The following is a 21,197-nucleotide window of genomic DNA, read 5'->3' as shown; positions in this document are numbered from 1 at the left end:
CCATAACCCGGTCGATGGCGACGACCGTCAATCCGATAATCACGCCGCCCAAGGCACGGCGCCACAGGTTGCTGGCGAGCATGGCGCTCATAGCGGCACCCGCATCCACATCAGCACGCCCGACACCAGGAACACCCAGAGCAGCGACAGCGGCAGGAACACCTTCCACCCCAAACGCATCAGCTGATCGTAGCGGTAGCGCGGGACGGTCGCCTTCACCCAGCTGAAGATGAAGAAGAAGATCAGCATCTTGATGAAGAGATTGATGATCCCCGGCACCCAGGTGAACGGCGCGAAGTTGAAGAACGGCAGCCAGCCACCCCAGAATAGCGTCGCGTTGAGCGCACACATCAAGAGCACGTTGGCATATTCGCCGAGCCAGAAGAGCGCGAAGCTCATCGAGCTATATTCGGTCTGATACCCGGCGACGAGCTCGCTCTCCGCCTCGGTCAGGTCGAACGGCGCGCGCTGCGTTTCCGCCATCGACGAGATGAGGAACACCACTGACATCGGGAAGAGCAGCGGGTTGAGCACGAAGCCGTTGATCGGCAGGCCGTAGAGGTTCTGCTGCGCCAGCACGATCGCGGACAGGTTGAAGCTGCCCGCCCACAGCACGACCGTGACGAGGACGAAGCCGATCGCGACTTCGTAGCTCACCATCTGCGCGGCGGCACGGAGCGCCGAATAGAAGGGGTATTTCGAGTTAGACGCCCAGCCCGACAGGATGATGCCGTAGACGCCGAGCGAAGAGGCTGCGAGCACGTAGAGCAGGCCGACGTTGATGTCGGACAGCACCACGCCCGCCCCAAACGGCACCACCGCCCACACGATCAACGCCACCGTAAAGGTGATGATCGGCGCCAGCAGGAACAGCGTGCGATTGGCCGCGGCCGGCACGATCGTTTCCTGCAGGAAGACCTTGAGGCCGTCGGCGAACGACTGAAGCAGGCCGAGCGGGCCGACGACGTTCGGACCGCGTCGCAGCGCCATCGCCGCCCAAATCTTGCGATCGGCGTAAATGATCATCGCGACCGCGAGCATCAGCGGCAGCGCGATGACCAAGATGCCGATGATGGTCGAGACGAACCACGCCCAGCCATAGGGCAGCCCGACCGTGGTGTTGAAGAAATCGGTCACTCCGCCGCCTCCGCGAACGTCTCGCCATGGACCAGTTCGGCCGAGCAGCGCTGCATCGTCGGGGACGCGCGGCAGATGGCGTTGGTCAGATAAAAGTCCTTGATCGGATAGCCGGAAAGGCTCCCCTGCCCTGCGCCATCCAGCGCCGGCGGGTTCCATGCGTAACCGGCCAGCTGACCGACATGGCGCAGCGCCGGCACCTCGGTCGCCATCGCTTCGCGCAGGCCGGCGAGTGTGTCGAACGGCAGCGTGTGGCCGAGCACTTCCGACAAGGCGCGGAAGATCGTCCAGTCTTCGCGCGCGTCGCCCGGTGCGAACACCGCGCGCTCGCCACGCTGGACGCGGCCTTCGGTGTTGACCCAGGTGCCCGACTTTTCGGCATAGGTCGCACCCGGCAGGATCACATCGGCATGATGCGCGCCCTGATCACCGTGATGGCCGATATAGACCTTGAAGCCGCCGAACGCGGTGAAATCCACCTCGTCCGCGCCCAGGAAGAAGGTGACACCCGCGTCGCGCAGATCGGCAATGCCGCCCTTCTGCGCATAGCCGAGCATCAACCCGCCCATGCGGCTCGCCGCCATGTGAACGACGTTGAAGCCGTTCCAGCCGTCACGCACCAGGTTGAACTGCTTGGCGAAGGCGAGTGCGGCGCCATGGCCACCCTTCAGCGCACCACCGCCGACGATCACCATCGGCGCCTTGGCGTCGGTGAAAATCTTGGCCGCAGCCTCCGGCAGATTGCCGAGCAGCGACAGATCGGCGCCGAGCCATTCGACCTTGTAGGTCAGCTCCGTCTCCGACCCGATCGCGAAAACCTTCGCGCCCTTTTTGATTGCCTTGCGGATGCGCGTGTTGATCAGCGGCGCTTCCCAGCGCAGATTGGTGCCGACCAGCAGGATCGCGTCCGCCTGTTCGACGCCCGCGATCGTGGTGTTGAAGTTCACCGCGGCGAGGCTGGACGTATCATAGTCCATGCCGGTCTGGCGGCCTTCAAGCTTGGTCGAACCGAGCGTCGCGAGCAACGCCTTGGCGGCATACATCGTCTCGCAATCGACGAGATCGCCTGCCACCGCAGCGACGTTCGATCCGGCTGCGGCGACGCGATCCTTGATCACGCCGAACGCCTCGTCCCAGCTGACCGCGACGAGCTTGCCGTCACGGCGCACATAGGGACGATCGAGGCGGCGACGCACCAGGCCATCGACGTGGTGGCGCGTCTTGTCGTGCGCCCATTCCTCGTTGACGTCTTCGTTGATGCGCGGGACGCAGCGCAGCACCTGACGGCCGCGGCTGTCGAGGCGGATGTTGGTGCCTACCGCGTCCTGGACGTCGATCGTCAGCGTCTTCTTGAGCTCCCACGGCCGCGCTTCATAGGCGTAGGGCTTCGATGTCAGCGCACCGACCGGGCACAGGTCGACGACGTTGCCGCTCAGCTCACTCGTCACTGCCTGTTCGAGGTAGCTGGTGATCTGCATGTCCTCGCCGCGATAGATCGCGCCGATTTCCTCCACGCCCGCAACCTCTTCCGCGAAGCGGACGCAGCGGGTGCATTGGATGCAGCGGGTCATGATCGTCTTGACGATCGGCCCCATATACTTCTCGGTCACAGCCCGCTTGTTCTCGGTGTAGCGGCTGTGGCCCTTGCCGTAGGCGACGGACTGGTCCTGCAGGTCGCACTCGCCGCCCTGATCGCAGATCGGGCAGTCGAGCGGATGGTTGATCAGCAGGAATTCCATCACGCCTTCGCGCGCGTTCTTCACCATCGGCGTGGTGGTGAACACTTCCTGATTGTCCGCGGCGGGCAGCGCGCACGACGCCTGGGGCTTGGGGGGCCCCGGCTTCACCTCGACGAGGCACATGCGGCAATTGCCAGCGATCGACAGCCGTTCGTGGTAGCAGAAGCGCGGGATTTCCTTGCCCGCCGCCTCGCAAGCCTGGAGCACGGTGGCTCCCTGCGGCACCTCGACCTCGATCCCGTCTACTTTAAGCTTCGGCATTATTCGGCAGCTTCCTGCATCGGGGCGAGATCGCCACCGTTGCGCGAGTTGATGCGACGTTCCAGTTCCGGGCGGAAGTGGCGGATGAGGCCCTGGATCGGCCAGGCGGCGGCATCGCCCAGCGCACAGATCGTGTGGCCTTCCACCTGCTTCGTCACCTGCTGCAGCGTGTCGATCTCGGCGATGTCGGCATCGCCGGTGCGCAGCCGCTCCATCACGCGCCACATCCAGCCGGTGCCTTCGCGGCACGGCGTACACTGGCCGCAGCTCTCGTGCTTGTAGAAGTAGCTGATCCGGCTGATCGCGCGGACGATGTCGGTCGACTTGTCCATGACGATCACCGCCGCGGTGCCGAGGGCGGAACCGACCGCCTTCAGGCCATCGAAGTCCATCGGCGCATCGATGATGTCCTTGGCGGGCACCAGCGGCACCGACGAACCGCCGGGGATGACCGCCAGCAGATTGTCCCAGCCTCCACGGATACCACCGCAATGCGTCTCGATCAGCTCGCGGAAGGTGAGGCCCATCGCGTCTTCGACGACGCAGGGCTTGTTCACATGGCCGCTGATCTGGAAGAGCTTGGTGCCCTTGTTGTTCTCACGGCCGAAGCTGGAGAACCATTCGGCGCCGCGCCGCAGGATCGTCGGGCCGACCGCGATCGATTCGACGTTGTTGACCGTCGTCGGGCAGCCATACAGACCCGCACCCGCCGGGAACGGCGGCTTGAGGCGCGGCTGCCCCTTCTTGCCTTCGAGGCTTTCGAGCATCGCGGTCTCTTCGCCGCAGATGTATGCGCCGGCGCCACGATGGACGAAGACGTCGAAGTCGTAGCCCGAACCGCAGGCATTCTTGCCGATCAGCCCGGCGTCATACGCCTCGGCGACGGCCGCAAACAGCGTCTCCGCCTCGCGGATATATTCGCCGCGAATGTAGATGTAGGCGGCGCGCGCGCGCATCGCGAAGCCGGCGATCAGCGCGCCCTCGATCAGCTTATGCGGATCGTGGCGGATGATCTCGCGGTCCTTGCACGAACCGGGTTCGGATTCATCGGCGTTGATGACGAGGAAGTTCGGCCGATCGGGCTTCGGCTCCTTCGGCATGAACGACCATTTGGTGCCCGTGGGGAAGCCCGCGCCGCCACGACCGCGAAGACCCGACGCCTTGATGACGTCAATGATCGCGTCCTGGCCGAGCGCCATCAGCGCCTTGGTATTGTCCCAGTCGCCACGCTTCAACGCCGCCTGCAGGTTCCAAGGCTGGAACCCGTAGACGTTGGTGAAGATGCGATCCTTGTCGGCAAGCATCAGGCCCACTCGCTCCGGTAATCATGGTTCTCTTGCGTCATCGCGGTCAGCGTCGTCGGGCCGCCTTCGGGGCAGCTCGTCTGGCGGCCGATGGTGGAGCCGGTCTTCGGCTGTTCACCCTTGGCCAACGCCTCCAGCACCGCGATGGTGCGATCGTAGTCGAGGTCCTCGTAATTGTCGTCGTTGATCTGGACCATCGGCGCGTTGGCGCAGGTGCCGAGGCACTCGACCTCGGTCAGCGTGAACAGACCATCGGGCGTCGTCTTGCCCTTGATCAGCCCCTTGTTCTTGCACGCCGCCAGCACGTCGTCCGACCCGCGCAGCATGCACGGCGTCGTGCCGCAGACCTGGACGTGATAGCGGCCGACCGGCGCGAGGTTGAACATCGTGTAAAAGGTCGCGACCTCGAACACGCGCATGTACGGCACGCCGATCTGGCGCGCGACGAACTCGATCACCGGAACCGGCAGCCAGCCTTGCGTCTGCGTTTCCGCACCGACCTGACGCTGCGCCAGGTCGAGGAACGGGATCGAGGCCGACTGCTCACGACCGGCGGGATAGCGCGCGAGGATCTCGTTCGCCTTCTTCTGGTTCTCTTCGGTCCACGCGAAACCGCCCCAGCGTGCGCGGGTTTCGGCTTCGTCGGGGATCTGGGCTGCTTCAGCCATCAGCGGATGAACTCCACGCGCGACACCTTGTCGCCTTCAAACGAATAGACGGACATGACTTCGAACGTCTCGCCACCGGGCGCACGCTCGACCGCCTCATGCAGGACGACCGTTTCCCCCAGCTCGAACGTCGCGAGAATGTCCGCACGATTTTGCGGATATTGCGCGAACATCGCCTTGAGGCCCGACCGCACGCCTTCCCGGCCCTCGCGCAGCACGGCGCCGCGATAGCCCGCCTCGCAGGCATCGTCGGTCATGAACGCGACATAGGCGTCGACGTCCTGCGCATTGTAGCGCGCGATCATGGCGTGCGCGATGCCGGACCGGTCGATGCTCACCGGTCGCACTCGCCGAACACGATGTCCATCGCGCCCAGGATCGCGGTCGTATCCGCCAGCATGTGGCCCTTCGACATGAAGTCCATGGCCTGCAAGTGGCTGAACGCGGTCGGACGGATCTTGCAGCGATAGGGCTTGTTCGATCCGTCGGCGACCAAGAACACGCCGAACTCGCCCTTGGGGCTTTCGGTCGCGACATACACTTCGCCGGCCGGGACGTGATAGCCCTCGGTGTAGAGTTTGAAGTGATGGATCAGCGCTTCCATCGAACTCTTCATCTCGGCGCGCTTGGGCGGAACGACCTTGCGGTCGGTCGACGCGATCGGCCCTTCCGGCATTTCGGCGAGGCACTGTTTCATGATCCGCGCCGACTGGCGGACCTCTTCGACGCGCACCATGAAGCGGTCGTAGCAGTCGCCACGCGTACCGACCGGAATGTCGAAGTCCATGCGCGCATAGGCGTCATAGGGCTGCGACTTGCGCAGATCCCAGGGAATGCCCGCGGCGCGGATCATCGGGCCGGAGAAGCCCCAGGCGATCGCATCTTCGCGGCTGACCGTCGCGATATCGACGTTGCGCTGCTTGAAGATGCGATTGTCGGCGACCAGCGAGATCGCGTCCTCGAACAGGCGCGGCAGGCGCGTGTCGAGCCAGTCGGCGATATCGGTCAGCAGCTTGAGCGGCACGTCCTGATGGACGCCGCCCGGACGCATGTAATTGTGGTGCATGCGCGCGCCCGAGGCACGCTCGAAGAAGTTGAGGCAGTCCTCGCGGATCTCGAACAGCCACAGGTTCGGCGTCATCGCGCCGACGTCCATGACGTGGCTTCCGAGGTTGAGCATGTGGTTCGAGATGCGGGTCAGTTCGGCGAAGAAGACGCGCAGATATTGGGCGCGCAGCGGCACCTCGATATCGAGCAGCTTCTCGACCGCGAGCACGAAGCTGTGCTCCATGCACATCGGCGAGCAGTAGTCGAGCCGGTCAAAATACGGCAGCGCCTGGGCGTAGGTCTTGTATTCGATCAGCTTTTCGGTGCCGCGATGCAGCAGGCCGACGTGCGGATCGACACGCTCGATGATCTCGCCGTCGAGCTCCATGACGAGGCGCAACACGCCGTGCGCCGCAGGATGCTGCGGGCCGAAGTTGATCGTGTAGTTCTGAATCGTCACGTCGCCGGTCGTCGGATCGGCGGCATCGGTGACGTGCATCAGTTCGTCGACATAGTCGCTCACTGGTTCTGTCCTTGGCCCTTGGTCGGGATCACGTCGGACGCGGCCGGCTTGTCGCCGCCCTTGTTGCCCGCATGCGGTTCGCCCGCGCCCGTTTGCGACGGCGCCTCCGTGGTCTTCGGCTCGTTCGTGACAGGCGCCGCCTTCGGCTGCGTCGGCGCATCCGCCTTGACGATCGTATCCGCCTTCAGCGGCGTCGGCGCGCCCTTGGCTTCGGGGACCATGCCCTTCTCGTCGCCCGGTAGCACATATTGCGCGCCTTCCCACGGGCTTTGGAAGTCGAAGTTGCGGAAGTCCTGCGCCAGCTGAACCGGCTGATAGACGACGCGCTTCGCCTCTTCCGAATAACGCATCTCGACGAACCCGGAGAGCGGGAAGTCCTTGCGCTGCGGATGGCCGCGGAAACCATAGTCGGTCAGGATACGGCGCAGGTCGGCATTCCCGGCGAACAGCACGCCGTACATGTCGTACACCTCGCGCTCCAGCCAACCGGCGACCGGCCAGATGCCCGTGACCGACGGCACCGGCTTATCCTCGTCGGTGGCGACGTGGACGTGCAGGCGGTGGTTCCGCGTCAGCGACAGGAGGCAATAGACGACCTCGAACCGCTCGACGCGATCGGGATAGTCGACGCCGGCGATTTCCATCAGCTGCTGATATTCGAGGCCGGGCGTATCGCGCAGCTTGGTCAGCGCGTCGGCGATCGCTTCACGCTCCACGTAAAGCGCAACCTCGCCGACCTGGTCGACCGCGTCGATCAGCGCCGCGCCGAGCGTCGCGCGGACCGCTTCGATCGTTTCACCGTTGAGGTTCGCCGCGAAGGCGGGAGCGGGCGCCCTCACCGTTCGATGCTCCCGCTGCGGCGGATCTTCCGCTGCAACTGCATGATGCCGTAGAGCAGCGCTTCCGCGGTCGGCGGGCAGCCGGGGACATAGATGTCCACCGGCACCACGCGATCGCAACCGCGCACGACGCTGTAGCTATAATGGTAGTAGCCGCCACCGTTGGCGCAGCTGCCCATCGAGATGACGTACTTCGGCTCCGACATCTGGTCGTAGACCTTGCGGAGCGCCGGCGCCATTTTGTTGCACAGCGTGCCCGCGACGATCATCACGTCCGACTGACGCGGGCTGGCGCGCGGCGCGGCACCGAAGCGTTCGAGGTCGTAGCGCGGCATGTTGACGTGGATCATCTCGACCGCGCAGCAGGCGAGGCCGAACGTCATCCACCACAGCGAGCCGGTACGCGCCCACTGGAACAGCTCCTCGGTCGAAGTGACGAGGAAGCCCTTGTCGGTCAGCTCGCCGTTCAGGCTGTCGAAAAAGCCCTGGTCCGGCTGCACCAAAGCGGTGCCAGCAGCCGAGCGATCGAGTTCAACGGGTCCGGACATGGGGGTCATTCCCAATCCAACGCTCCCTTTTTCCAGGCGTAGACGAGGCCGAGGGCCAGTTCGCCGATGAAGATCATCATGGAGATCCATGCGGTCCAGCCGATGCTGAAAACCGAGACTGCCCAAGGATATAGGAACGCGGCTTCAAGATCGAAGATGATGAACAGGATCGCGACCAGATAAAAACGCACGTCGAACTGGCTGCGCGGATCCTCGAACGCGGGGAAGCCGCACTCATATTCCGACAGCTTCTGCTCGTTCGGCTTGTTGCTGCCGGTCAGCCGCGACACCGCCATCGGCAGGAACACGAAGGTGCTCGACAGCGCGATAGCGACGCCCAGGAAAAGCAGGATCGGCAGATATTGCGACAGGTCAACCAAAGGGCATCTCGCACATGCGATAGGAATGGGGTGGCTTTAGGCCTCCACGCCGGGTCGGGCAAGGCCGTGGGGCGTGAGAATGAATCGCAGAAAGGCGCGGTTCAGGCGCAGGCCGTCACCCTTCCGCGGCTACGCCGCTCCCTCCCTCTCCCGATGGGGGAGGGAAGAGGCGGGCAGCACCGATGGGCGAGGGTGAGTGCGGGACGGCTCGCTTAACGCAGCGCGCCGGCGACCAGCTTGTGCAGCTTGACGTGCAGGCCGTCGTTGGCGGCGAGGAATTCGTTCTTTTCCATCGCCCGGTCGGCCCCGCGGAAGTCGGTGACATAGCCGCCGGCTTCCTTGACGAGCAGCAGCCCCGCCGCCGTATCCCATGGCTTCAGGCCCGATTCCCAATAGCCGTCGAGGCGACCCGCGGCGACCCAGGCGAGGTCGAGCGCGGCCGAGCCGAAACGACGGATGCCGGCGACTTCGGGGGCGACCGCACCGAAGATGCGGCTCCACTGGACGAAATCACCATGCCCCAGGAACGGGATACCCGTGGCGATCAGCGCTTCCGACAGATCGCGGCGCGCCGAGACGCGCAGGCGCTGGTCGGTTAGCCAAGCGCCACGGCCCTTTTCGGCCCAGAAGCTCTCGTCGGTCAGCGGCTGATAGACGAGCGCGGTCGTGATCTCGCGCTTGCCGGCCGGCGTCAGCTCCTCGACCGCGATCGAGATCGCGAAATGCGGGATGCCGTGGAGGAAGTTCGACGTGCCATCCAGCGGATCGATGATGAAGCGCGGCTTGTCGGGATCACCCTTCACCTCGCCGCCCTCTTCCATCAGGAAGCCCCAGTCGGGACGCGCCTTGCGCAATTCCTCGAAGAGGGTCTGCTCGGCACGCTTGTCGGCGATCGACACGAAGTCGGCAGGCCCCTTGCGGCTAACCTGGAGGTGCTGGACCTCGTTGAAGTCGCGACGCAGCGCGGTGCCGGCCTTGCGGGCGGCGCGCTCGATGACGGTGAAGAGGCCGGAATGGGAGGGCATGGGATAATCTCTGTACCCCTGTCCCGGCGGGAGAGGGAGGGGCCCGCCGCCGTCAGGCGGTGGGAGGGTGAGGGTCGGATGAAGGCCCTGCCCTCACCCAACCTCGCTACGCTCGGCCACCCTCTCCCGATGGGAGAGGGATCATCAATCAATCCGCGCGGCGGACGTACGTCTGCTCGTACACGTCGACGACGATGCGCGTGCCGGCACCGATGTGCGGCGGCACCATCACGCGGACGCCATTGTCGAGGATGGCGGGCTTGTAGCTGGACGAGGCGGTCTGCCCCTTCACCACGGCATCCGCCTCGACGATCGTCGCTTCGATCGTGCTCGGCAGTTCGACCGAAATCGGCTTTTCGTCATACAGTTCGAGCACGACGTCCATACCATCCTGCAGGAAGGCCGCAGCGTCGCCCAGGATGCCCGCGTCGAGCGTGATCTGTTCGTAGCTTTCCTTGTCCATGAAGGTCAGCTGGTCGCCGTCGCGGAACAGATACTGGAAATCCTTGGTGTCGAGGCGGACGCGCTCGACCGTCTCCGCCGAGCGGAAGCGGACGTTGTTCTTGCGGCCGTCGATCAGGTTCTTCATCTCGACCTGCATGTACGCACCGCCCTTGCCGGGCTGCGTGTGCTGGATCTTGACCGCGCGCCAGATGCCGCCTTCATATTCGATGATGTTGCCGGGACGGATGTCCACGCCGCTGATCTTCATGGGATTGAACCTACTGGAAAGAGCGAGTTTGGCGGGCGATGAGCCACGCCGGGTGGCGGCGCTTTACCGTGCGGGCGCCGACCCGGCAAGCATCGGGAACGGATTGACGTCCTGGCCCTGATACCAGCGATCACTCGCCCCCATGCGCTGCATGCCGAAATGGAGGTGATAATTGCCCGCACCCGCATCGCCGGTGTCGCCGACATAGGCGATCGTTTGCCCGGCCCGCACGGGCTGGCCGACGGCCATACCCGGCGCATAGCCCGACAGATGTGCGTAATAATAGACCCAGCGGCGGTCGGGCGAGCGGATGTAGAGCGTCGTACCGCCGCGGCCGGACTGGAACAGCTTTTCGACGCGGCCGGCCGCGGCGGCGAGAACGGGGGTGCCGGCGGGGGCGGGAATGTCGGTGCCGTGATGCCCTCGACTGCCGCCTTCGCGTGGGTCGTTCCAGCTGTCCATGATGGTCGATCGGGCAATGCCGGCGACAGGCACGGTGAGTTGGCCGGTCGGTGCCGTGGCCTCGGCGGCCGGTTCGGGGGTGCTCGCCGTTGCGGTCACGCGGCGCGCCGAGGGGTCGGCGGTGCCGAAGCGGGTCATGGCGACGAACGCCGCTCCGAGCAGCACCAAGCCGACAAGAATGCCCCAGCCGAGGCGAGTCATGCACCCTCCCCTTCGTCACCCCGGACGTGTTCCGGGGTCCACCGGTCAGCAAGGGCATGGCCGGAGGCTCTAGCCGCCCCCCTCGCCGCGGAGTGGACCCCGGAACGAGTAAGGAGTGACGCGAACTTTGGTGCGAGCGTTACCATCCCACTCAAGCCTGGAAAACCGCCTTGGTGCCCGGCTTCACCATCTGCGCCAGGCGCGCGACATCCCAATTGGTCAGGCGGATGCAGCCATGGCTTTCCGTCCGGCCGATGAGTTCGGGGTGCGGTGTGCCGTGGATGCCGTAATGCTCCTTCGACAGGTCGAGCCACACCACCCCGACCGGACCATTCGGCCCCGGCGGCAGCAACTCCTTCTCATCGCCCTTCTTCGCATCCCAGAATAGCGCGGGGTTGTAGTGGAACTTGGGGTTGTAATCGGCGCCGTAGATCTTCCACGTCCCCAGCGGCAGCGGATCGTGCTCGGACCCCATCGTCGCGCTGAACTGCGCGATCAACTTATCGTCCTTATCGAGGACGCGGAGCACCTTGTCCGATTTGTCGACGACGATGTGGTCGGCAACGGGCTGGTTGGCGTCGACGTTGAGCATATTGAGCGTCTGGCGCCAGTGATCGGGCAGCTTGGCGTCGTAATTGCGCGACGCGGGCAGCGCATTGGGGACGACGATCGTGTTGCCGACCTTCAGCCGCGTCGAGGGGGAATTGAGCGCGATCAGCGTCTCGGGGCTGGTGTGGAACATCTCCGCCAGCTTTTCCATCGGCGTCGCATAGCCGATCGTCGGCAGCTTCGCCTGCTCGCCGTAATCCTTGGGCAGCGGGTTGATATACGGCCCGGCGAGCGCCTCGCGCGTCAGCATGAAGCGCGCGGTCGGGCGCTTGGCACGATAGGGATAAAGCGCCGCGAGCGTCGCGGCGTCGGGCTTGCCGGTCTTGGGCAGGCCCTTGGCCTCCTGGAACCCCTTCAGCGCGGCGGTGAGCGACTGGCCGCCCTTCCCGTCGAGCAGGCCGGGACCGAAGCCGAGCGAATCGAGGATGACCTGGACATGGAGCAGGTTGCGGTCGACGGGCTTGGCCGCCGGGGCGGCTTGGGGCGCCTGTGCCGTCGCCGACGCGGCGAGCGCGGCGCCCGCCAAGAGTGCCGTGGTGAGTGCCGCCTTCATCAATCCGCTCCCTGACCGTTACGCAGGCGGATCAACGGGCGGAGGGGCTAAGGGTTTCGTGGAACAGTGGTTTTGTGCGGGGCGCTTCGCCGCCCGCCTTCGTCGCCCCGGACGGGCCCCGGGGCGACGGGAGTCAACGGCTCAGCCGTTCAGCACCTTCGCGAATGCGGCCACGGCGGCGGCCTCGTCGCCGTTCCACACCGCGCCGGACACAGCGAGGAAGTCCGCGCCGGCGGCCACCAGCGGCGCGGCGTTGTCCGGCGTAATGCCGCCGATCGCGACGCTGGGCAGTTCGAACATCGACGCCCACCAGGACAGGATCGACGGCTCCGGCATGTGCTTAACCGCCTTGGTCGTCGTCGGATAGAAGGCGCCGAAGGCGACATAGTCCGCGCCGCCCTCGCCCGCTTCCATGGCAAGGTGTCGGCTGTCGTGGCAGGTCACGCCGATCTGCACATTGGGCCCCAGCACATCACGCGCTTCCCGCGGATCGCCATCGTCCTGACCCAGATGCACGCCGTCGGCGCCCAGCCGCTTGGCGAGCGAGATGCTGTCGTTGACGATGAACGCGACCTCGCGGTCCGCGCACAGACGCTGAAGCGGTTCCGCCAGCTTCGCTGCGGCGTGCCGGTCGATATCCTTCACGCGGAACTGGAAGGCCGCGACGGGGCCCGCGTCGAGCGCGCGGGCCAATCGGTCGGCGAAGCCACCCGCTACGTCGAGCGGCGAGATCAGATAGAGTTGGCACGGCGGCCGACGGTCGTCACGGCGGAACTGTGCCGCGAATTCAGGATCGAGGGGGCCAAGCGGATCGTCTTCGGTCATGCCCGGCCCCTACCCCGATTGCCGCCGCGACGAAAGCCGCAGCGGCAGGATCGGCTTATGCCTCGCCCTTGTAGATCGCGACGAGCTTGGCCAGCATCTCGAGCGCATCTTCGCGGCTGCGCTGGAAGGTGTTGCGGCCGATGATCGAGCCATTGCCGCCACCCGCCAGGATGTCGCGCGCGTCCTGATAGACCGCATCGGCGCCTTTGGCCGCGCCGCCAGAGAAGACGACGATACGGCGACCGGCGAAGCTCGACTGGACGACGTGGCGGACGCGGTCCGCCTGGTTCGACCAGTCGGTGCCTTCATACGCCTTCTTGGCTTCGTCCTGTTCGATATGCGCCGACGGCAGCTTCACCTTGATGATGTGCGCGCCGAGCAGCGCCGCCATGTGCGCGGCATAGGCGCCGACGTCGAGCGCCAGCTCGCCGTCCTTGCTGAGCTTGCCGCCGCGCGGATAGCTCCAGATGACGGTCGCGATGCCGACGGCCTTCGCCTCTTCGGACAGTTCGCGAATCTCTTCCATCTGCTCGAAAATCTGGTCCGAGCCAGGGTAGATGGTGAAGCCGATCGCCGCGCAGCCGAGGCGCACCGCATCGCCGACGCTCGCCGTCACCGCCTGGTCGATGCTGGTCGCCCAGCTGTTCGAGCTGTTGACCTTCAGGATCGTCGGAATCTGGCCGGCGAAGGTGTCGGCACCCGCTTCGAGCGGGCCGAGCGGCGCAGCATAGGCGCTGAGGCCGGCGTCCACCGCCATCTGATAGTGATAATGCGGGTCGTAGGCCGGCGGGTTCACGGCGAACGAGCGCGCCGGGCCATGTTCGAAGCCCTGATCGACGGGCAGAATGATGAGCTTGCCGGTGCCGCCCAGCTTGCCCTGCATCAGGATGCGGGCGAGGTTCGCTTTCACCGCGGGGCTGGTGGCTTCATACTTGTCGAGAATCGCCTTGACGGCGGGCGTGACGGTCGTGGTCATGAGTAGCTCCTTGGGGGCACGTCGTGAAATGGGGTCGTCAGAGCATCAGCCAGCGCCGCAGCGCCTGGTCGATCTGCTCCATGCGGGTGGGGCTGGCATCGCCGATCACCGCGGTGATGCGGTCGCGTGCGACGCTGGTGATCCGGTCGACCTCCACCTCGCATTCGGCGGTCAGGCCATTGTGTTCGCGCGGCGACATGACGACGCGGAACAGCGCCTCGCCACCGATCACCGAGGTGAGCGGGCAGACGGTGATCGTCGCATGCGTCGCGTTGAACAGGTCGGACTGGACGACGACGCACGGCCGCGCCGGCGCACCGTCGGGTCCATCGACCAACACGATGCCGCCATGCCTTATTTCCACGCGCGCGCATCCTGCCAGAAGATCACATCATCGCTCGATACGCGTTGCGATGCGCGGGTCGATTGGCGGCGGGCCTCGCGGCGATAGGCGTCATCGTGCAGGTCGACGTAGCGTCGCACCGCCTCGCGCGCGATGTCGCTTTTGCTGCGACCCTGGGTGCGCGCGACCGCGGCGAGCCGCTCTTCCAATTCGGTGTCGAGTCGCACTCCGAGCATGCCGGCTCCCTGCCTGTTTAACGCGTTTAACCTACGGTGTGGCAGGACCTTGCGCAAGGGGCGAGTGCAGCCTTGACGCCACGCGCCAAAGGACGCTTGATGCGGGTCAAGGGGGAACGATCATGACACCAATCCGGCTGGCAATCGTCGCTGCACTGTTGACCGCGAGCGGCGCGGGCGCGGCGGCGGACCGTTATGCGTCGTCACTGGTCGGCAAGCCTGCGCCGGACGCGGAGTTGACGCTGATCGATGGCAGCAAGGTGCGGCTCGCCGATCTGCGCGGACAGGTGGTGATCCTGAATTTCTGGGCGACGTGGTGCGTGCCCTGCCGCGCGGAGCTGCCGCTGCTGGATGCCTATTATCGGACGCAGCAGAAGCACGGCCTGCGCGTGTTCGCGGTGGCGACCGAGGACTCGGTGCCGGTCTTTCGGATGAAACCGCTGTTCGCGGCGATGGCGATCACGCCGACACGGCGGGTGAAGGGCAAATATCCGCTGATCGGCAATGCGGTGCCGACCAATTACGTCATCGATCGTGCGGGGGTCGTCCGCTACGCCAAGGCGGCATCGCTCGACCTCGACGATCTCAACACGATCGTCGTGCCGCTGTTGAAGGAGACGCCGCCGACTTGAGCGGCGTATCGCATTCGGGTCAGGCGGTCAGCGCCGCGACGCCGGGCAGTGCCTTGCCTTCCATCCATTCGAGGAAGGCGCCACCGGCAGTGGACACGAAGGTGAAGCGATCCGCCACGCCGGCCTGGTTGAGTGCGGCGACGGTATCGCCACCGCCCGCAACCGAGACGAGGCTGCCGTCCTGGGTCAGCGCCGCGGCGGTGCGCGCCAGGCTGACGGTGGCGACATCGAAGGGCGGCGTCTCGAATGCGCCCATCGGGCCGTTCCACACGAGCGTGCGGCAGTTCTTCAGCACATCGCCCAACGCCTCGACCGCGCTAGGGCCGACGTCCAGGATCATCTCGTCCGCCGCGACTTCGTGGACGTTGACGGTGCGGACCGGCGGGTTGGCGCGGAATTCCTTCGCCACCACGACGTCGTACGGCAGGTGAACGGTGCAATTGGCGCGATCCGCGGCGTCGAGGATCTCCTCCGCGGTGCCGGTCAGATCGTGTTCGCACAGCGACTTGCCGACATTGACGCCGCGCGCCGCGAGGAAGGTATTGGCCATGCCACCGCCGATGATCAGGTGATCGACGCGAGTGACGAGGTGCTTGAGCACGTCGAGCTTGGTCGACACCTTGGCGCCACCAACCACGGCGGCGACGGGGTGGTCGGGGTTACCCAGTGCCTTTTCGAGCGCGTCGAGTTCGGCCTCCATCGCACGACCGGCGAAGGCGGGCAGAACCTTGGCCAGCCCCTCGGTCGAGGCATGGGCGCGGTGTGCCGCGGAAAAGGCATCGTTGACGTAGAGGTCGCCCAATTTGGCAAAGCGTGCAACGACTTGCGGATCGTTCTTCTCTTCCCCACCGAAGAAGCGGGTGTTCTCCAGAACCGCGATATCGCCGGGCTGCAGCGTTGCGACGGCGGCCTCGTCGCCCTCCCAGTCGATATAGCGGACCTCGCGTCCCAGCACGGCGGAATACGGGCGGACGATGCGGCTGAGCGACATCTCAGGGTTTGGCGTGCCCTTCGGCCGGCCGAAATGGGCCAGGATCAGCACGATCGCACCACGATCGGCGAGTTCGGTGACGGTCGGCAACGTGGCGCGCAGTCGCGTGTCGTCGGTCACCGCGCCGTCCGCCATGGGGACGTTCAGATCCTCGCGTACCAGCACGCGCTTGCCACGAACTTCGCCCATATCGTCGAGCGTCTTGAAGGCCTTAGCCATGATATCGTCCTTCAGATCTTAAGAGAAAGAGACGACCGACACGGGATCGCCGATCGCGATCCGGCCGGGCACCTTCACGCGCGTACAGGCCCCGCCCCGCCAGTCTGGGGTCAGCGCCGCCTTCAGTCCGGTCGCGATCGTCTCCATGCGACTGCACGGATCGCATTCGACCGTAATCTCCAGCTCGACCGCGCCGATGCGCAGACGCGTGCCGGGCACCTGCGGGATATCGAAGCCGTCGACCAGCAGGTTGACGCGCCGTTCCTGCCACGGGATCGTATGACCGAGGTCCGCCATGGCGGCATCCCAGTCGCCGCGCTCCATCAGCGTCACCTGCCGCTTGCCACGCCCGCCAGGCTTCACCGCGCCACGGAAGTCGCCGTGCAGGCCCCCTTCGACCGTCACGTCGACCGCTTCGATCAGTTCCATCGGCGCCTTCGAAAAGGCGTGCCGGGCGATCCCGACGAGCGTGCCGGCAGTCGTCATACCCGCCCCGTCATCGCGAGGAGCGCGGCGACGCGGCGATCCAGAGCGTAGCGCGTGGCGCTCCGGATTGCTTCGCTCCGCTCGCAATGACGGAATGGGTCATTGGCGACGCCTTAGAGGAACTTCGCCATGGCGGTCGCGGTGTCGACCATGCGGTTCGAGAAGCCCCATTCGTTGTCGTACCAGCTGACGACGCGGACGAGCTTGCCGTCGAGCACCGCCGTTTCCAGGCTGTCGACGGTCGACGACTGCGGCGAATGCATCAGATCGATCGATACGAGCGGTTCATCCGAATAGACGAGCACGCCCTTCAGCGGGCCGTCTTCCGACGCGGCCTTCAGGATCGCGTTGACCTCGTCCTTCGTCGTGTCGCGCTTCGGCGTGAAGGTCAGGTCGATCAGGCTGACGTCGGGCACCGGCACTCGGATCGCCGAACCGTCCAGCTTGCCCTTTAGTTCGGGCAGCACCTCGCCCACCGCACGGGCCGCGCCGGTGGTGGTCGGGATCATGCTCATCGCCGCGGCGCGCGCACGACGCAGGTCCGGGTGGATCTGGTCGAGGATCTTCTGGTCGTTGGTGTAGGCGTGGACGGTGGTCATCAGGCCGCGCTCGATGCCGACCGTGTCGTTCAAGACCTTGGCGACCGGCGCCAGGCAGTTGGTGGTGCAGGACGCGTTCGACACGATCGTGTGCTCGGCGGTCAGCTTGTCGTGGTTGACGCCGTAGACGACGGTGAGGTCGACGCCCTTGCCCGGGGCCGAGATCAGCACCTTCTTCGCGCCCGCATCGATATGCTTCTGGCACGAGACGTTGTCGGTGAAGAAACCGGTGCATTCGAGCACCAGATCGACGCCCAGTTCCTTGTGCGGGAGGTTGGCGGGATCGCGCTCGGCGGTGACGCGGATACGCTTGCCGTCGATGACGAGGTCGTTGCCTTCGGCGGTGACGGTGCCGGGGTATTTCCCGTGAACGCTGTCACGGCTGAACAGCCAGGCGTTCGACTTGGCGTCGGCGAGGTCGTTGATCGCGACCAGTTCGAGGTCGCCGGCGCCGCGTTCGATGATCGCGCGCGCCACCAGTCGGCCGATGCGGCCGAAGCCGTTGATCGCAACCTTCACCGTCATCTGCTTCACTCCTCGCAATGGGTCGCGGCGCATCGGATTCGGGGCCGCGTTAAACGTGTTAAAGCGGCCCCGCCTTTGCGAGGGGGAACGCCCGTCTGTCAACCGCGGGCGATGCGCGGATCGTGTTTGCGCGAAGCGGTTTGACGACTTGCCGCTGCCCCGGTGCGCGCCTAGGTCAGGAGGTATGGCCGAACCGCTTCCCGACACGCCCCCCGATACGCCGAGCGCCGTCGATCGCATCGACGCGGCGATCGCCCGAATCGAAACCGCGATCGCGGCCCGTGCCGCGGCAGGCGACGCGCTGGCGCGCCGCCATGCGGCGCTGAAGGCGCGCATGGCCGAAGCGGTGAGCGCGCTGGACGACGTGATCGCCCGTGGGACGCCGGCCTGATGGCGAATGTCTCGCTGCCGATCGGCGGTCGTCCGCACAGCGTCGCCTGCCGCGATGGTGAGGAAGCGCATCTGGTAGAGCTGGGCAAGATGCTCGACGAGCGCTGGCCGGCGGCCCTGCGCGCCGCGGGCGGCGTACCGGGCGAGCGGGCGATGCTGTTCGTCGCCCTGATGCTCGCCGATGCCCTGGAGGATGTCCGCCAGCGCCCGCCCGAGGGCGCGGCGGTGAGCGAACCGGCATTGCAGCGCATCGCCGATCGGCTGGAGGCGCTGGCCGACGCACTGGAGCACGATCCGGCGGCAGGATAAGGCCCCTGCCCCATTGCCAGTGCGCTCCGCCCATCCTAAATTGGTCGGCGGCGGGTTCTGCCCGGTACGAGCCTTACTTTATCCCTGAGGCTATTCATCATCCATGGGGGCTGTCCCTGCCCGGATCCTGGTCCGACGCACATGGTCCCCACCTGACGTTACAGGGCGTCAGTGGATATTTTGGCACACGGCCATGGCGGTCCCGCCACCCGCCCCTCTCCTCTCGTGACCGCGTGGAGCGATGACCGACAAGCTCGCCCTCCGCGCCCACCTGCGCGCTGTTCGTGACGGCTTCGTGCCGCAGGCACCGATCGGATTGTCAGCAGCGTTCGTTGAACGTTTGCGGCCGGGATTGATCGTCGCAAGCTATAGGCCGCTGGGCAGCGAGGCCGATCCGGCGCCGCTGGCCGATGCGGCGCGTGCCGCGGGATGCATGCTCGCGCTGCCGCACGTCACGACGCGGGCCGCGCCGCTTCGCTTTTTGTCGTGGGACCCATCGCAACCTCTGGAACGCGGCGCCTTCGGTCTGCTGCAACCCGTGGCCGATGCGCCCGAGGTGTCGCCCGACATCATCCTGACGCCACTCGTGGGCTTCGACGACGCTGGAAACCGCCTGGGGCAAGGGGCCGGCCATTACGATCGCGCCTTTGCCGCCCATCCTGATGCATGGCGGGTGGGGATTGCATGGTCGGTGCAGCGAGTCGCTGCGCTACCGGCCGATCCGTGGGATATGCCGCTCCACGCCATCGCTACCGAATCAGACTGGATCGCCTTATGACCCCCACGTGGCGCAAACCCGCCGGCATGCTCATCATCCTGAGCCTGATCGCGATCTGGTGCGTCGGGATCGTCAGCCTGTCGGCTGTCGTCGGCACATGGCCGTGGTGGCTGCAGGCGCTCTTCTATCTCGTCGCCGGGATCGTCTGGATCCTGCCGCTCAAGCCGCTGCTGCTGTGGATGGAGACCGGGCGCTGGCGGTAACGCAGTCTGCGCGCCCTGCGCGTGTCGACAGGCACGGTACGCACGTGCTCGGATAGCGGATGGACGCCGCTCAATCGACTGACGCGAGCCATGACATATGGGGAAAGGATCGACGCCCTTGGGGCGGATGCCACCGGCCCTGACCGGTGGCGCGAGTGACGGGGCTCGAACCCGCGACCTCCGGCGTGACAGGCCGGCGCTCTAACCAACTGAGCTACACCCGCGTGTTCGGCACGCGGCGCAATGCGCTATGCTTGTCTCGGCAAATCATACCATTCCGGGAAGGAATGGCGCGAGTGACGGGGCTCGAACCCGCGACCTCCGGCGTGACAGGCCGGCGCTCTAACCAACTGAGCTACACCCGCTGAAAGCGTTGAGGCGCGCCCACTAAGCGAGGGCGCGGGGGGTGTCAACGACCTTCTTCGCCCTCCCCCTCGCTCCGGCGTCGTCGGGCGCGTTCCTGATGCACCAATGTGCCGTGTTCGAACAAAAATCCGGCGATATCCGGCTTGCCCGCCGCGCCCAGCACGGTCTGGATGATGATCAGCAGCGGGACCGCCAGCACGGCGCCCGTCGTGCCCCACACCCAGCCCCAAAAGCTGATCGACACAAGGATCATCAGCGGACTGATCGTCAACCGATGGCCGACGATCAGCGGCGTGATCGCGTTCGCCTCGACGAGGTGACAGCCGATCATCACGCCCGGCGGGATCAGCGCCAGCCAAATGTCGGTGAAGGTCATCAGCCCCCCGATCGCGAGCAGGAATGCCGCAAGGATCGGCCCGAAATAGGGGATATAGTTGAGCAGCGCGACGATACCGCCCCACATCAGCGGCGACGGCATGCCGAGGAAATACAGCGCGCCCGCGACGATGCCGCCCAGAGTGAGGTTGATGAGCGTGATCGTGCCCAGATAGGCAGACACGTCATCCACGACGTCCTGGATCACCCGGGCGGTCGCCATCGCCCCGTCGAAGCTGGTGCGCCCGGTGATCGTCTTCTTGCGCAGGCCCGTCCAGCCCGACAGGAAGAAGAAGACGATCAGGATACCGAAGAAGAACTGGACGATGACCGTCGGGGCCGACGTCGCGGCGAGTTCCAGGATCGAGCTGGGCGGTGCGACCGCGGCGGTCTGCGGCTGACGCACCGGCGTCGACGCGATCTGCCGGAACATCTTGTTCACGGATTTTTCGAGCGTCGAATACAGGTCGAGCAACGGCGACAGATTGTGCTGGATTCGCGTGATCCGGGTGGGCAGCAGCTGGAAGAAGTCCGTTGCCGGCACGACGATCGCCGCGATCGCGATATTGGCGATGATCAGGAACACCAGGATGCAGAACAGCGCAGCGATCGCGGAGGGGATGCCGCGCCGTTCGAGCCATTCGAGCACCGGCACCAGCGCGATGGCGATCACCAGCGCCGTCGTTAGCGGCAGGAAGAATTCCGCGCCCGATTTCAGCGCGAAGGGTGTGCCGAGCGCAAGGCCGATACCGGCGATGAGCGTGAAGGCGGCGAGCAGGCGATCGCGGCGCTGCGCGATGCGGCCGATCTCGCTGCGGGTGCCGGGCATCAGCGGCGCGCCGAGCGCGATCTGCTCCTCTGGCGTGATGGAGGGTGACGGGGGAGCAGGATCGGGATCGTCGGCCATCCCCCTGCTCTAGCGCATTTTCGCGCGCC

Annotated in this window: 26 protein-coding genes and 2 tRNA genes; 5 read left to right on the top strand and 23 right to left on the bottom strand. The window is 65.8% G+C overall.

What is annotated here, in order from left to right; genetic code table 11:
• Nucleotides 1–87: 87 nt before the first annotated feature.
• The 17 genes from nuoH to relB form a co-directional block, all read right to left on the bottom strand.
• Nucleotides 88–1,137 carry an NADH-quinone oxidoreductase subunit NuoH gene (gene nuoH / locus GGR47_RS12905; protein WP_017979176.1) on the bottom strand — a complete coding sequence of 350 codons (1,050 nt, stop codon included), beginning with the start codon at nt 1,135–1,137 and terminating at the stop codon, nt 88–90.
• Nucleotides 1,134–3,137: an NADH-quinone oxidoreductase subunit NuoG gene (gene nuoG, locus GGR47_RS12900; RefSeq protein WP_147034773.1), complete on the bottom strand. Its 2,004-nt coding sequence runs from the start codon at nt 3,135–3,137 to the stop codon at nt 1,134–1,136. Before nuoG ends, nuoH begins: the two co-directional genes overlap by 4 nt.
• Nucleotides 3,137–4,441, bottom strand: a complete 1,305-nt coding sequence (gene nuoF, locus GGR47_RS12895) for an NADH-quinone oxidoreductase subunit NuoF (RefSeq protein ID WP_147034772.1) — start codon at nt 4,439–4,441, stop codon at nt 3,137–3,139. Before nuoF ends, nuoG begins: the two co-directional genes overlap by 1 nt.
• The gene (locus tag GGR47_RS12890; protein ID WP_043059727.1) at nt 4,441–5,109 is read right to left on the bottom strand and encodes a complex I 24 kDa subunit family protein; all 669 of its coding nucleotides are present in this window, start codon (nt 5,107–5,109) and stop codon (nt 4,441–4,443) included. The genes nuoF and GGR47_RS12890 overlap by 1 nt, the downstream gene beginning before the upstream one ends.
• Entirely contained in the window at nt 5,109–5,447 is a 339-nt protein-coding gene (locus GGR47_RS12885; RefSeq protein ID WP_147034771.1) for a nuclear transport factor 2 family protein, read from the bottom strand. The genes GGR47_RS12890 and GGR47_RS12885 overlap by 1 nt, the downstream gene beginning before the upstream one ends.
• Complete coding sequence (locus tag GGR47_RS12880) at nt 5,444–6,655, bottom strand: NADH-quinone oxidoreductase subunit D (RefSeq protein ID WP_172436197.1); 1,212 nt, start codon at nt 6,653–6,655, stop codon at nt 5,444–5,446. Before GGR47_RS12880 ends, GGR47_RS12885 begins: the two co-directional genes overlap by 4 nt.
• A gap of 20 nt (nt 6,656–6,675) precedes the next feature.
• Nucleotides 6,676–7,518 carry an NADH-quinone oxidoreductase subunit C gene (locus GGR47_RS12875; protein WP_147034770.1) on the bottom strand — a complete coding sequence of 281 codons (843 nt, stop codon included), beginning with the start codon at nt 7,516–7,518 and terminating at the stop codon, nt 6,676–6,678.
• Nucleotides 7,515–8,066, bottom strand: coding sequence for a NuoB/complex I 20 kDa subunit family protein (locus GGR47_RS12870; protein ID WP_017979183.1), 552 nt, complete (start codon nt 8,064–8,066; stop codon nt 7,515–7,517). Before GGR47_RS12870 ends, GGR47_RS12875 begins: the two co-directional genes overlap by 4 nt.
• Before the next feature lie 5 nt (nt 8,067–8,071).
• Entirely contained in the window at nt 8,072–8,446 is a 375-nt protein-coding gene (locus GGR47_RS12865) for an NADH-quinone oxidoreductase subunit A (RefSeq protein ID WP_017979184.1), read from the bottom strand.
• A gap of 212 nt (nt 8,447–8,658) precedes the next feature.
• Nucleotides 8,659–9,471 (bottom strand): inositol monophosphatase family protein, encoded by an 813-nt coding sequence (locus tag GGR47_RS12860; RefSeq protein ID WP_147034769.1) that lies wholly within the window; start codon nt 9,469–9,471, stop codon nt 8,659–8,661.
• A 148-nt stretch (nt 9,472–9,619) separates the two neighbouring features.
• Nucleotides 9,620–10,183: an elongation factor P gene (gene efp / locus GGR47_RS12855; RefSeq protein ID WP_017979186.1), complete on the bottom strand. Its 564-nt coding sequence runs from the start codon at nt 10,181–10,183 to the stop codon at nt 9,620–9,622.
• 63 nt (nt 10,184–10,246) lie between these two features.
• Entirely contained in the window at nt 10,247–10,846 is a 600-nt protein-coding gene (locus GGR47_RS12850; RefSeq protein WP_147034768.1) for a M23 family metallopeptidase, read from the bottom strand.
• A gap of 151 nt (nt 10,847–10,997) precedes the next feature.
• On the bottom strand, nt 10,998–12,008 hold the full coding sequence (locus tag GGR47_RS12845; protein ID WP_147034767.1) for a L,D-transpeptidase family protein: 1,011 nt from the start codon (nt 12,006–12,008) through the stop codon (nt 10,998–11,000).
• A 141-nt stretch (nt 12,009–12,149) separates the two neighbouring features.
• Nucleotides 12,150–12,833 carry a thiamine phosphate synthase gene (gene thiE / locus GGR47_RS12840; RefSeq protein WP_147034766.1) on the bottom strand — a complete coding sequence of 228 codons (684 nt, stop codon included), beginning with the start codon at nt 12,831–12,833 and terminating at the stop codon, nt 12,150–12,152.
• Between the two features lie 55 nt (nt 12,834–12,888).
• The gene (locus GGR47_RS12835) at nt 12,889–13,809 is read right to left on the bottom strand and encodes a class I fructose-bisphosphate aldolase (protein WP_116462251.1); all 921 of its coding nucleotides are present in this window, start codon (nt 13,807–13,809) and stop codon (nt 12,889–12,891) included.
• Nucleotides 13,810–13,846: 37 nt separating this feature from the next.
• Nucleotides 13,847–14,173: a type II toxin-antitoxin system PemK/MazF family toxin gene (locus GGR47_RS12830; RefSeq protein ID WP_226341799.1), complete on the bottom strand. Its 327-nt coding sequence runs from the start codon at nt 14,171–14,173 to the stop codon at nt 13,847–13,849.
• Nucleotides 14,164–14,388 carry a type II toxin-antitoxin system RelB family antitoxin gene (gene relB, locus GGR47_RS12825; protein WP_183949553.1) on the bottom strand — a complete coding sequence of 75 codons (225 nt, stop codon included), beginning with the start codon at nt 14,386–14,388 and terminating at the stop codon, nt 14,164–14,166. Before relB ends, GGR47_RS12830 begins: the two co-directional genes overlap by 10 nt.
• 122 nt (nt 14,389–14,510) lie before the next feature.
• Between relB and GGR47_RS12820 the strand changes: the two genes are divergently transcribed.
• Entirely contained in the window at nt 14,511–15,020 is a 510-nt protein-coding gene (locus GGR47_RS12820; RefSeq protein WP_147034765.1) for a TlpA family protein disulfide reductase, read from the top strand.
• A gap of 19 nt (nt 15,021–15,039) precedes the next feature.
• Here the strand turns inward: GGR47_RS12820 and GGR47_RS12815 are convergent, their stop codons facing one another.
• The 3 genes from GGR47_RS12815 to gap all read right to left on the bottom strand — a co-directional run bounded on the left by GGR47_RS12815 (nt 15,040) and on the right by gap (nt 17,840).
• Nucleotides 15,040–16,230, bottom strand: a complete 1,191-nt coding sequence (locus GGR47_RS12815; protein WP_147034764.1) for a phosphoglycerate kinase — start codon at nt 16,228–16,230, stop codon at nt 15,040–15,042.
• 18 nt (nt 16,231–16,248) lie between these two features.
• A complete protein-coding gene (locus GGR47_RS12810) occupies nt 16,249–16,716 on the bottom strand; it encodes an MOSC domain-containing protein (protein WP_147034763.1) in 468 nt (155 codons plus the stop codon).
• Nucleotides 16,717–16,829: 113 nt separating this feature from the next.
• Entirely contained in the window at nt 16,830–17,840 is a 1,011-nt protein-coding gene (gene gap / locus GGR47_RS12805) for a type I glyceraldehyde-3-phosphate dehydrogenase (protein WP_020486529.1), read from the bottom strand.
• 184 nt (nt 17,841–18,024) lie between these two features.
• On the opposite strand from gap, the gene GGR47_RS12800 reads away from it, so the two are divergent.
• The 4 genes from GGR47_RS12800 (at nt 18,025) to GGR47_RS12785 (ending at nt 19,520) form a co-directional block, all read left to right on the top strand.
• Nucleotides 18,025–18,231, top strand: coding sequence for a hypothetical protein (locus GGR47_RS12800; RefSeq protein ID WP_017979197.1), 207 nt, complete (start codon nt 18,025–18,027; stop codon nt 18,229–18,231).
• A complete protein-coding gene (locus tag GGR47_RS12795) occupies nt 18,231–18,539 on the top strand; it encodes a cell division protein ZapA (RefSeq protein ID WP_147034762.1) in 309 nt (102 codons plus the stop codon). Before GGR47_RS12800 ends, GGR47_RS12795 begins: the two co-directional genes overlap by 1 nt.
• 241 nt (nt 18,540–18,780) lie before the next feature.
• The gene (locus tag GGR47_RS12790; RefSeq protein ID WP_147034761.1) at nt 18,781–19,317 is read left to right on the top strand and encodes a 5-formyltetrahydrofolate cyclo-ligase; all 537 of its coding nucleotides are present in this window, start codon (nt 18,781–18,783) and stop codon (nt 19,315–19,317) included.
• Nucleotides 19,314–19,520: a DUF2842 domain-containing protein gene (locus tag GGR47_RS12785; RefSeq protein WP_147034760.1), complete on the top strand. Its 207-nt coding sequence runs from the start codon at nt 19,314–19,316 to the stop codon at nt 19,518–19,520. Before GGR47_RS12790 ends, GGR47_RS12785 begins: the two co-directional genes overlap by 4 nt.
• Nucleotides 19,521–19,667: 147 nt before the next feature.
• Here the strand turns inward: GGR47_RS12785 and GGR47_RS12780 are convergent.
• The 3 genes from GGR47_RS12780 to GGR47_RS12770 form a co-directional block, all read right to left on the bottom strand.
• Nucleotides 19,668–19,744 (bottom strand) — tRNA-Asp (locus GGR47_RS12780).
• Between the two features lie 64 nt (nt 19,745–19,808).
• Nucleotides 19,809–19,885 (bottom strand) — tRNA-Asp (locus GGR47_RS12775).
• Nucleotides 19,886–19,929: 44 nt separating this feature from the next.
• Entirely contained in the window at nt 19,930–21,168 is a 1,239-nt protein-coding gene (locus tag GGR47_RS12770) for an AI-2E family transporter (protein ID WP_147034759.1), read from the bottom strand.
• Nucleotides 21,169–21,197: the final 29 nt, after the last annotated feature.

Origin of the sequence: Sphingomonas aquatilis (assembly GCF_014196115.1) — a bacterium.
Taxonomy (GTDB): Bacteria; Pseudomonadota; Alphaproteobacteria; order Sphingomonadales; family Sphingomonadaceae; genus Sphingomonas; species Sphingomonas aquatilis.
This window is presented reverse-complemented; position numbering and strand designations above follow the sequence as displayed.

Excerpts from the sequence above, each read along its gene's own strand:
- nuoG (WP_147034773.1), bottom strand. The coding sequence starts at position 3,137 with ATGCCGAAGCTTAAAGTAGACGGGATCGAGGTCGAGGTGCCGCAGGGA.
- nuoF (WP_147034772.1), bottom strand. The coding sequence starts at position 4,441 with ATGCTTGCCGACAAGGATCGCATCTTCACCAACGTCTACGGGTTCCAG.
- GGR47_RS12890 (WP_043059727.1), bottom strand. The coding sequence starts at position 5,109 with ATGGCTGAAGCAGCCCAGATCCCCGACGAAGCCGAAACCCGCGCACGC.
- GGR47_RS12880 (WP_172436197.1), bottom strand. The coding sequence starts at position 6,655 with ATGCACGTCACCGATGCCGCCGATCCGACGACCGGCGACGTGACGATT.
- GGR47_RS12870 (WP_017979183.1), bottom strand. The coding sequence starts at position 8,066 with ATGTCCGGACCCGTTGAACTCGATCGCTCGGCTGCTGGCACCGCTTTG.
- GGR47_RS12860 (WP_147034769.1), bottom strand. The coding sequence starts at position 9,471 with ATGCCCTCCCATTCCGGCCTCTTCACCGTCATCGAGCGCGCCGCCCGC.
- efp (WP_017979186.1), bottom strand. The coding sequence starts at position 10,183 with ATGAAGATCAGCGGCGTGGACATCCGTCCCGGCAACATCATCGAATAT.
- GGR47_RS12850 (WP_147034768.1), bottom strand. The coding sequence starts at position 10,846 with ATGACTCGCCTCGGCTGGGGCATTCTTGTCGGCTTGGTGCTGCTCGGA.
- GGR47_RS12845 (WP_147034767.1), bottom strand. The coding sequence starts at position 12,008 with ATGAAGGCGGCACTCACCACGGCACTCTTGGCGGGCGCCGCGCTCGCC.
- thiE (WP_147034766.1), bottom strand. The coding sequence starts at position 12,833 with ATGACCGAAGACGATCCGCTTGGCCCCCTCGATCCTGAATTCGCGGCA.
- GGR47_RS12835 (WP_116462251.1), bottom strand. The coding sequence starts at position 13,809 with ATGACCACGACCGTCACGCCCGCCGTCAAGGCGATTCTCGACAAGTAT.
- relB (WP_183949553.1), bottom strand. The coding sequence starts at position 14,388 with ATGCTCGGAGTGCGACTCGACACCGAATTGGAAGAGCGGCTCGCCGCG.
- GGR47_RS12820 (WP_147034765.1), top strand. The coding sequence starts at position 14,511 with ATGACACCAATCCGGCTGGCAATCGTCGCTGCACTGTTGACCGCGAGC.
- GGR47_RS12815 (WP_147034764.1), bottom strand. The coding sequence starts at position 16,230 with ATGGCTAAGGCCTTCAAGACGCTCGACGATATGGGCGAAGTTCGTGGC.
- GGR47_RS12810 (WP_147034763.1), bottom strand. The coding sequence starts at position 16,716 with ATGACGACTGCCGGCACGCTCGTCGGGATCGCCCGGCACGCCTTTTCG.
- gap (WP_020486529.1), bottom strand. The coding sequence starts at position 17,840 with ATGACGGTGAAGGTTGCGATCAACGGCTTCGGCCGCATCGGCCGACTG.
- GGR47_RS12800 (WP_017979197.1), top strand. The coding sequence starts at position 18,025 with ATGGCCGAACCGCTTCCCGACACGCCCCCCGATACGCCGAGCGCCGTC.
- GGR47_RS12795 (WP_147034762.1), top strand. The coding sequence starts at position 18,231 with ATGGCGAATGTCTCGCTGCCGATCGGCGGTCGTCCGCACAGCGTCGCC.
- GGR47_RS12790 (WP_147034761.1), top strand. The coding sequence starts at position 18,781 with ATGACCGACAAGCTCGCCCTCCGCGCCCACCTGCGCGCTGTTCGTGAC.
- GGR47_RS12785 (WP_147034760.1), top strand. The coding sequence starts at position 19,314 with ATGACCCCCACGTGGCGCAAACCCGCCGGCATGCTCATCATCCTGAGC.
- GGR47_RS12770 (WP_147034759.1), bottom strand. The coding sequence starts at position 21,168 with ATGGCCGACGATCCCGATCCTGCTCCCCCGTCACCCTCCATCACGCCA.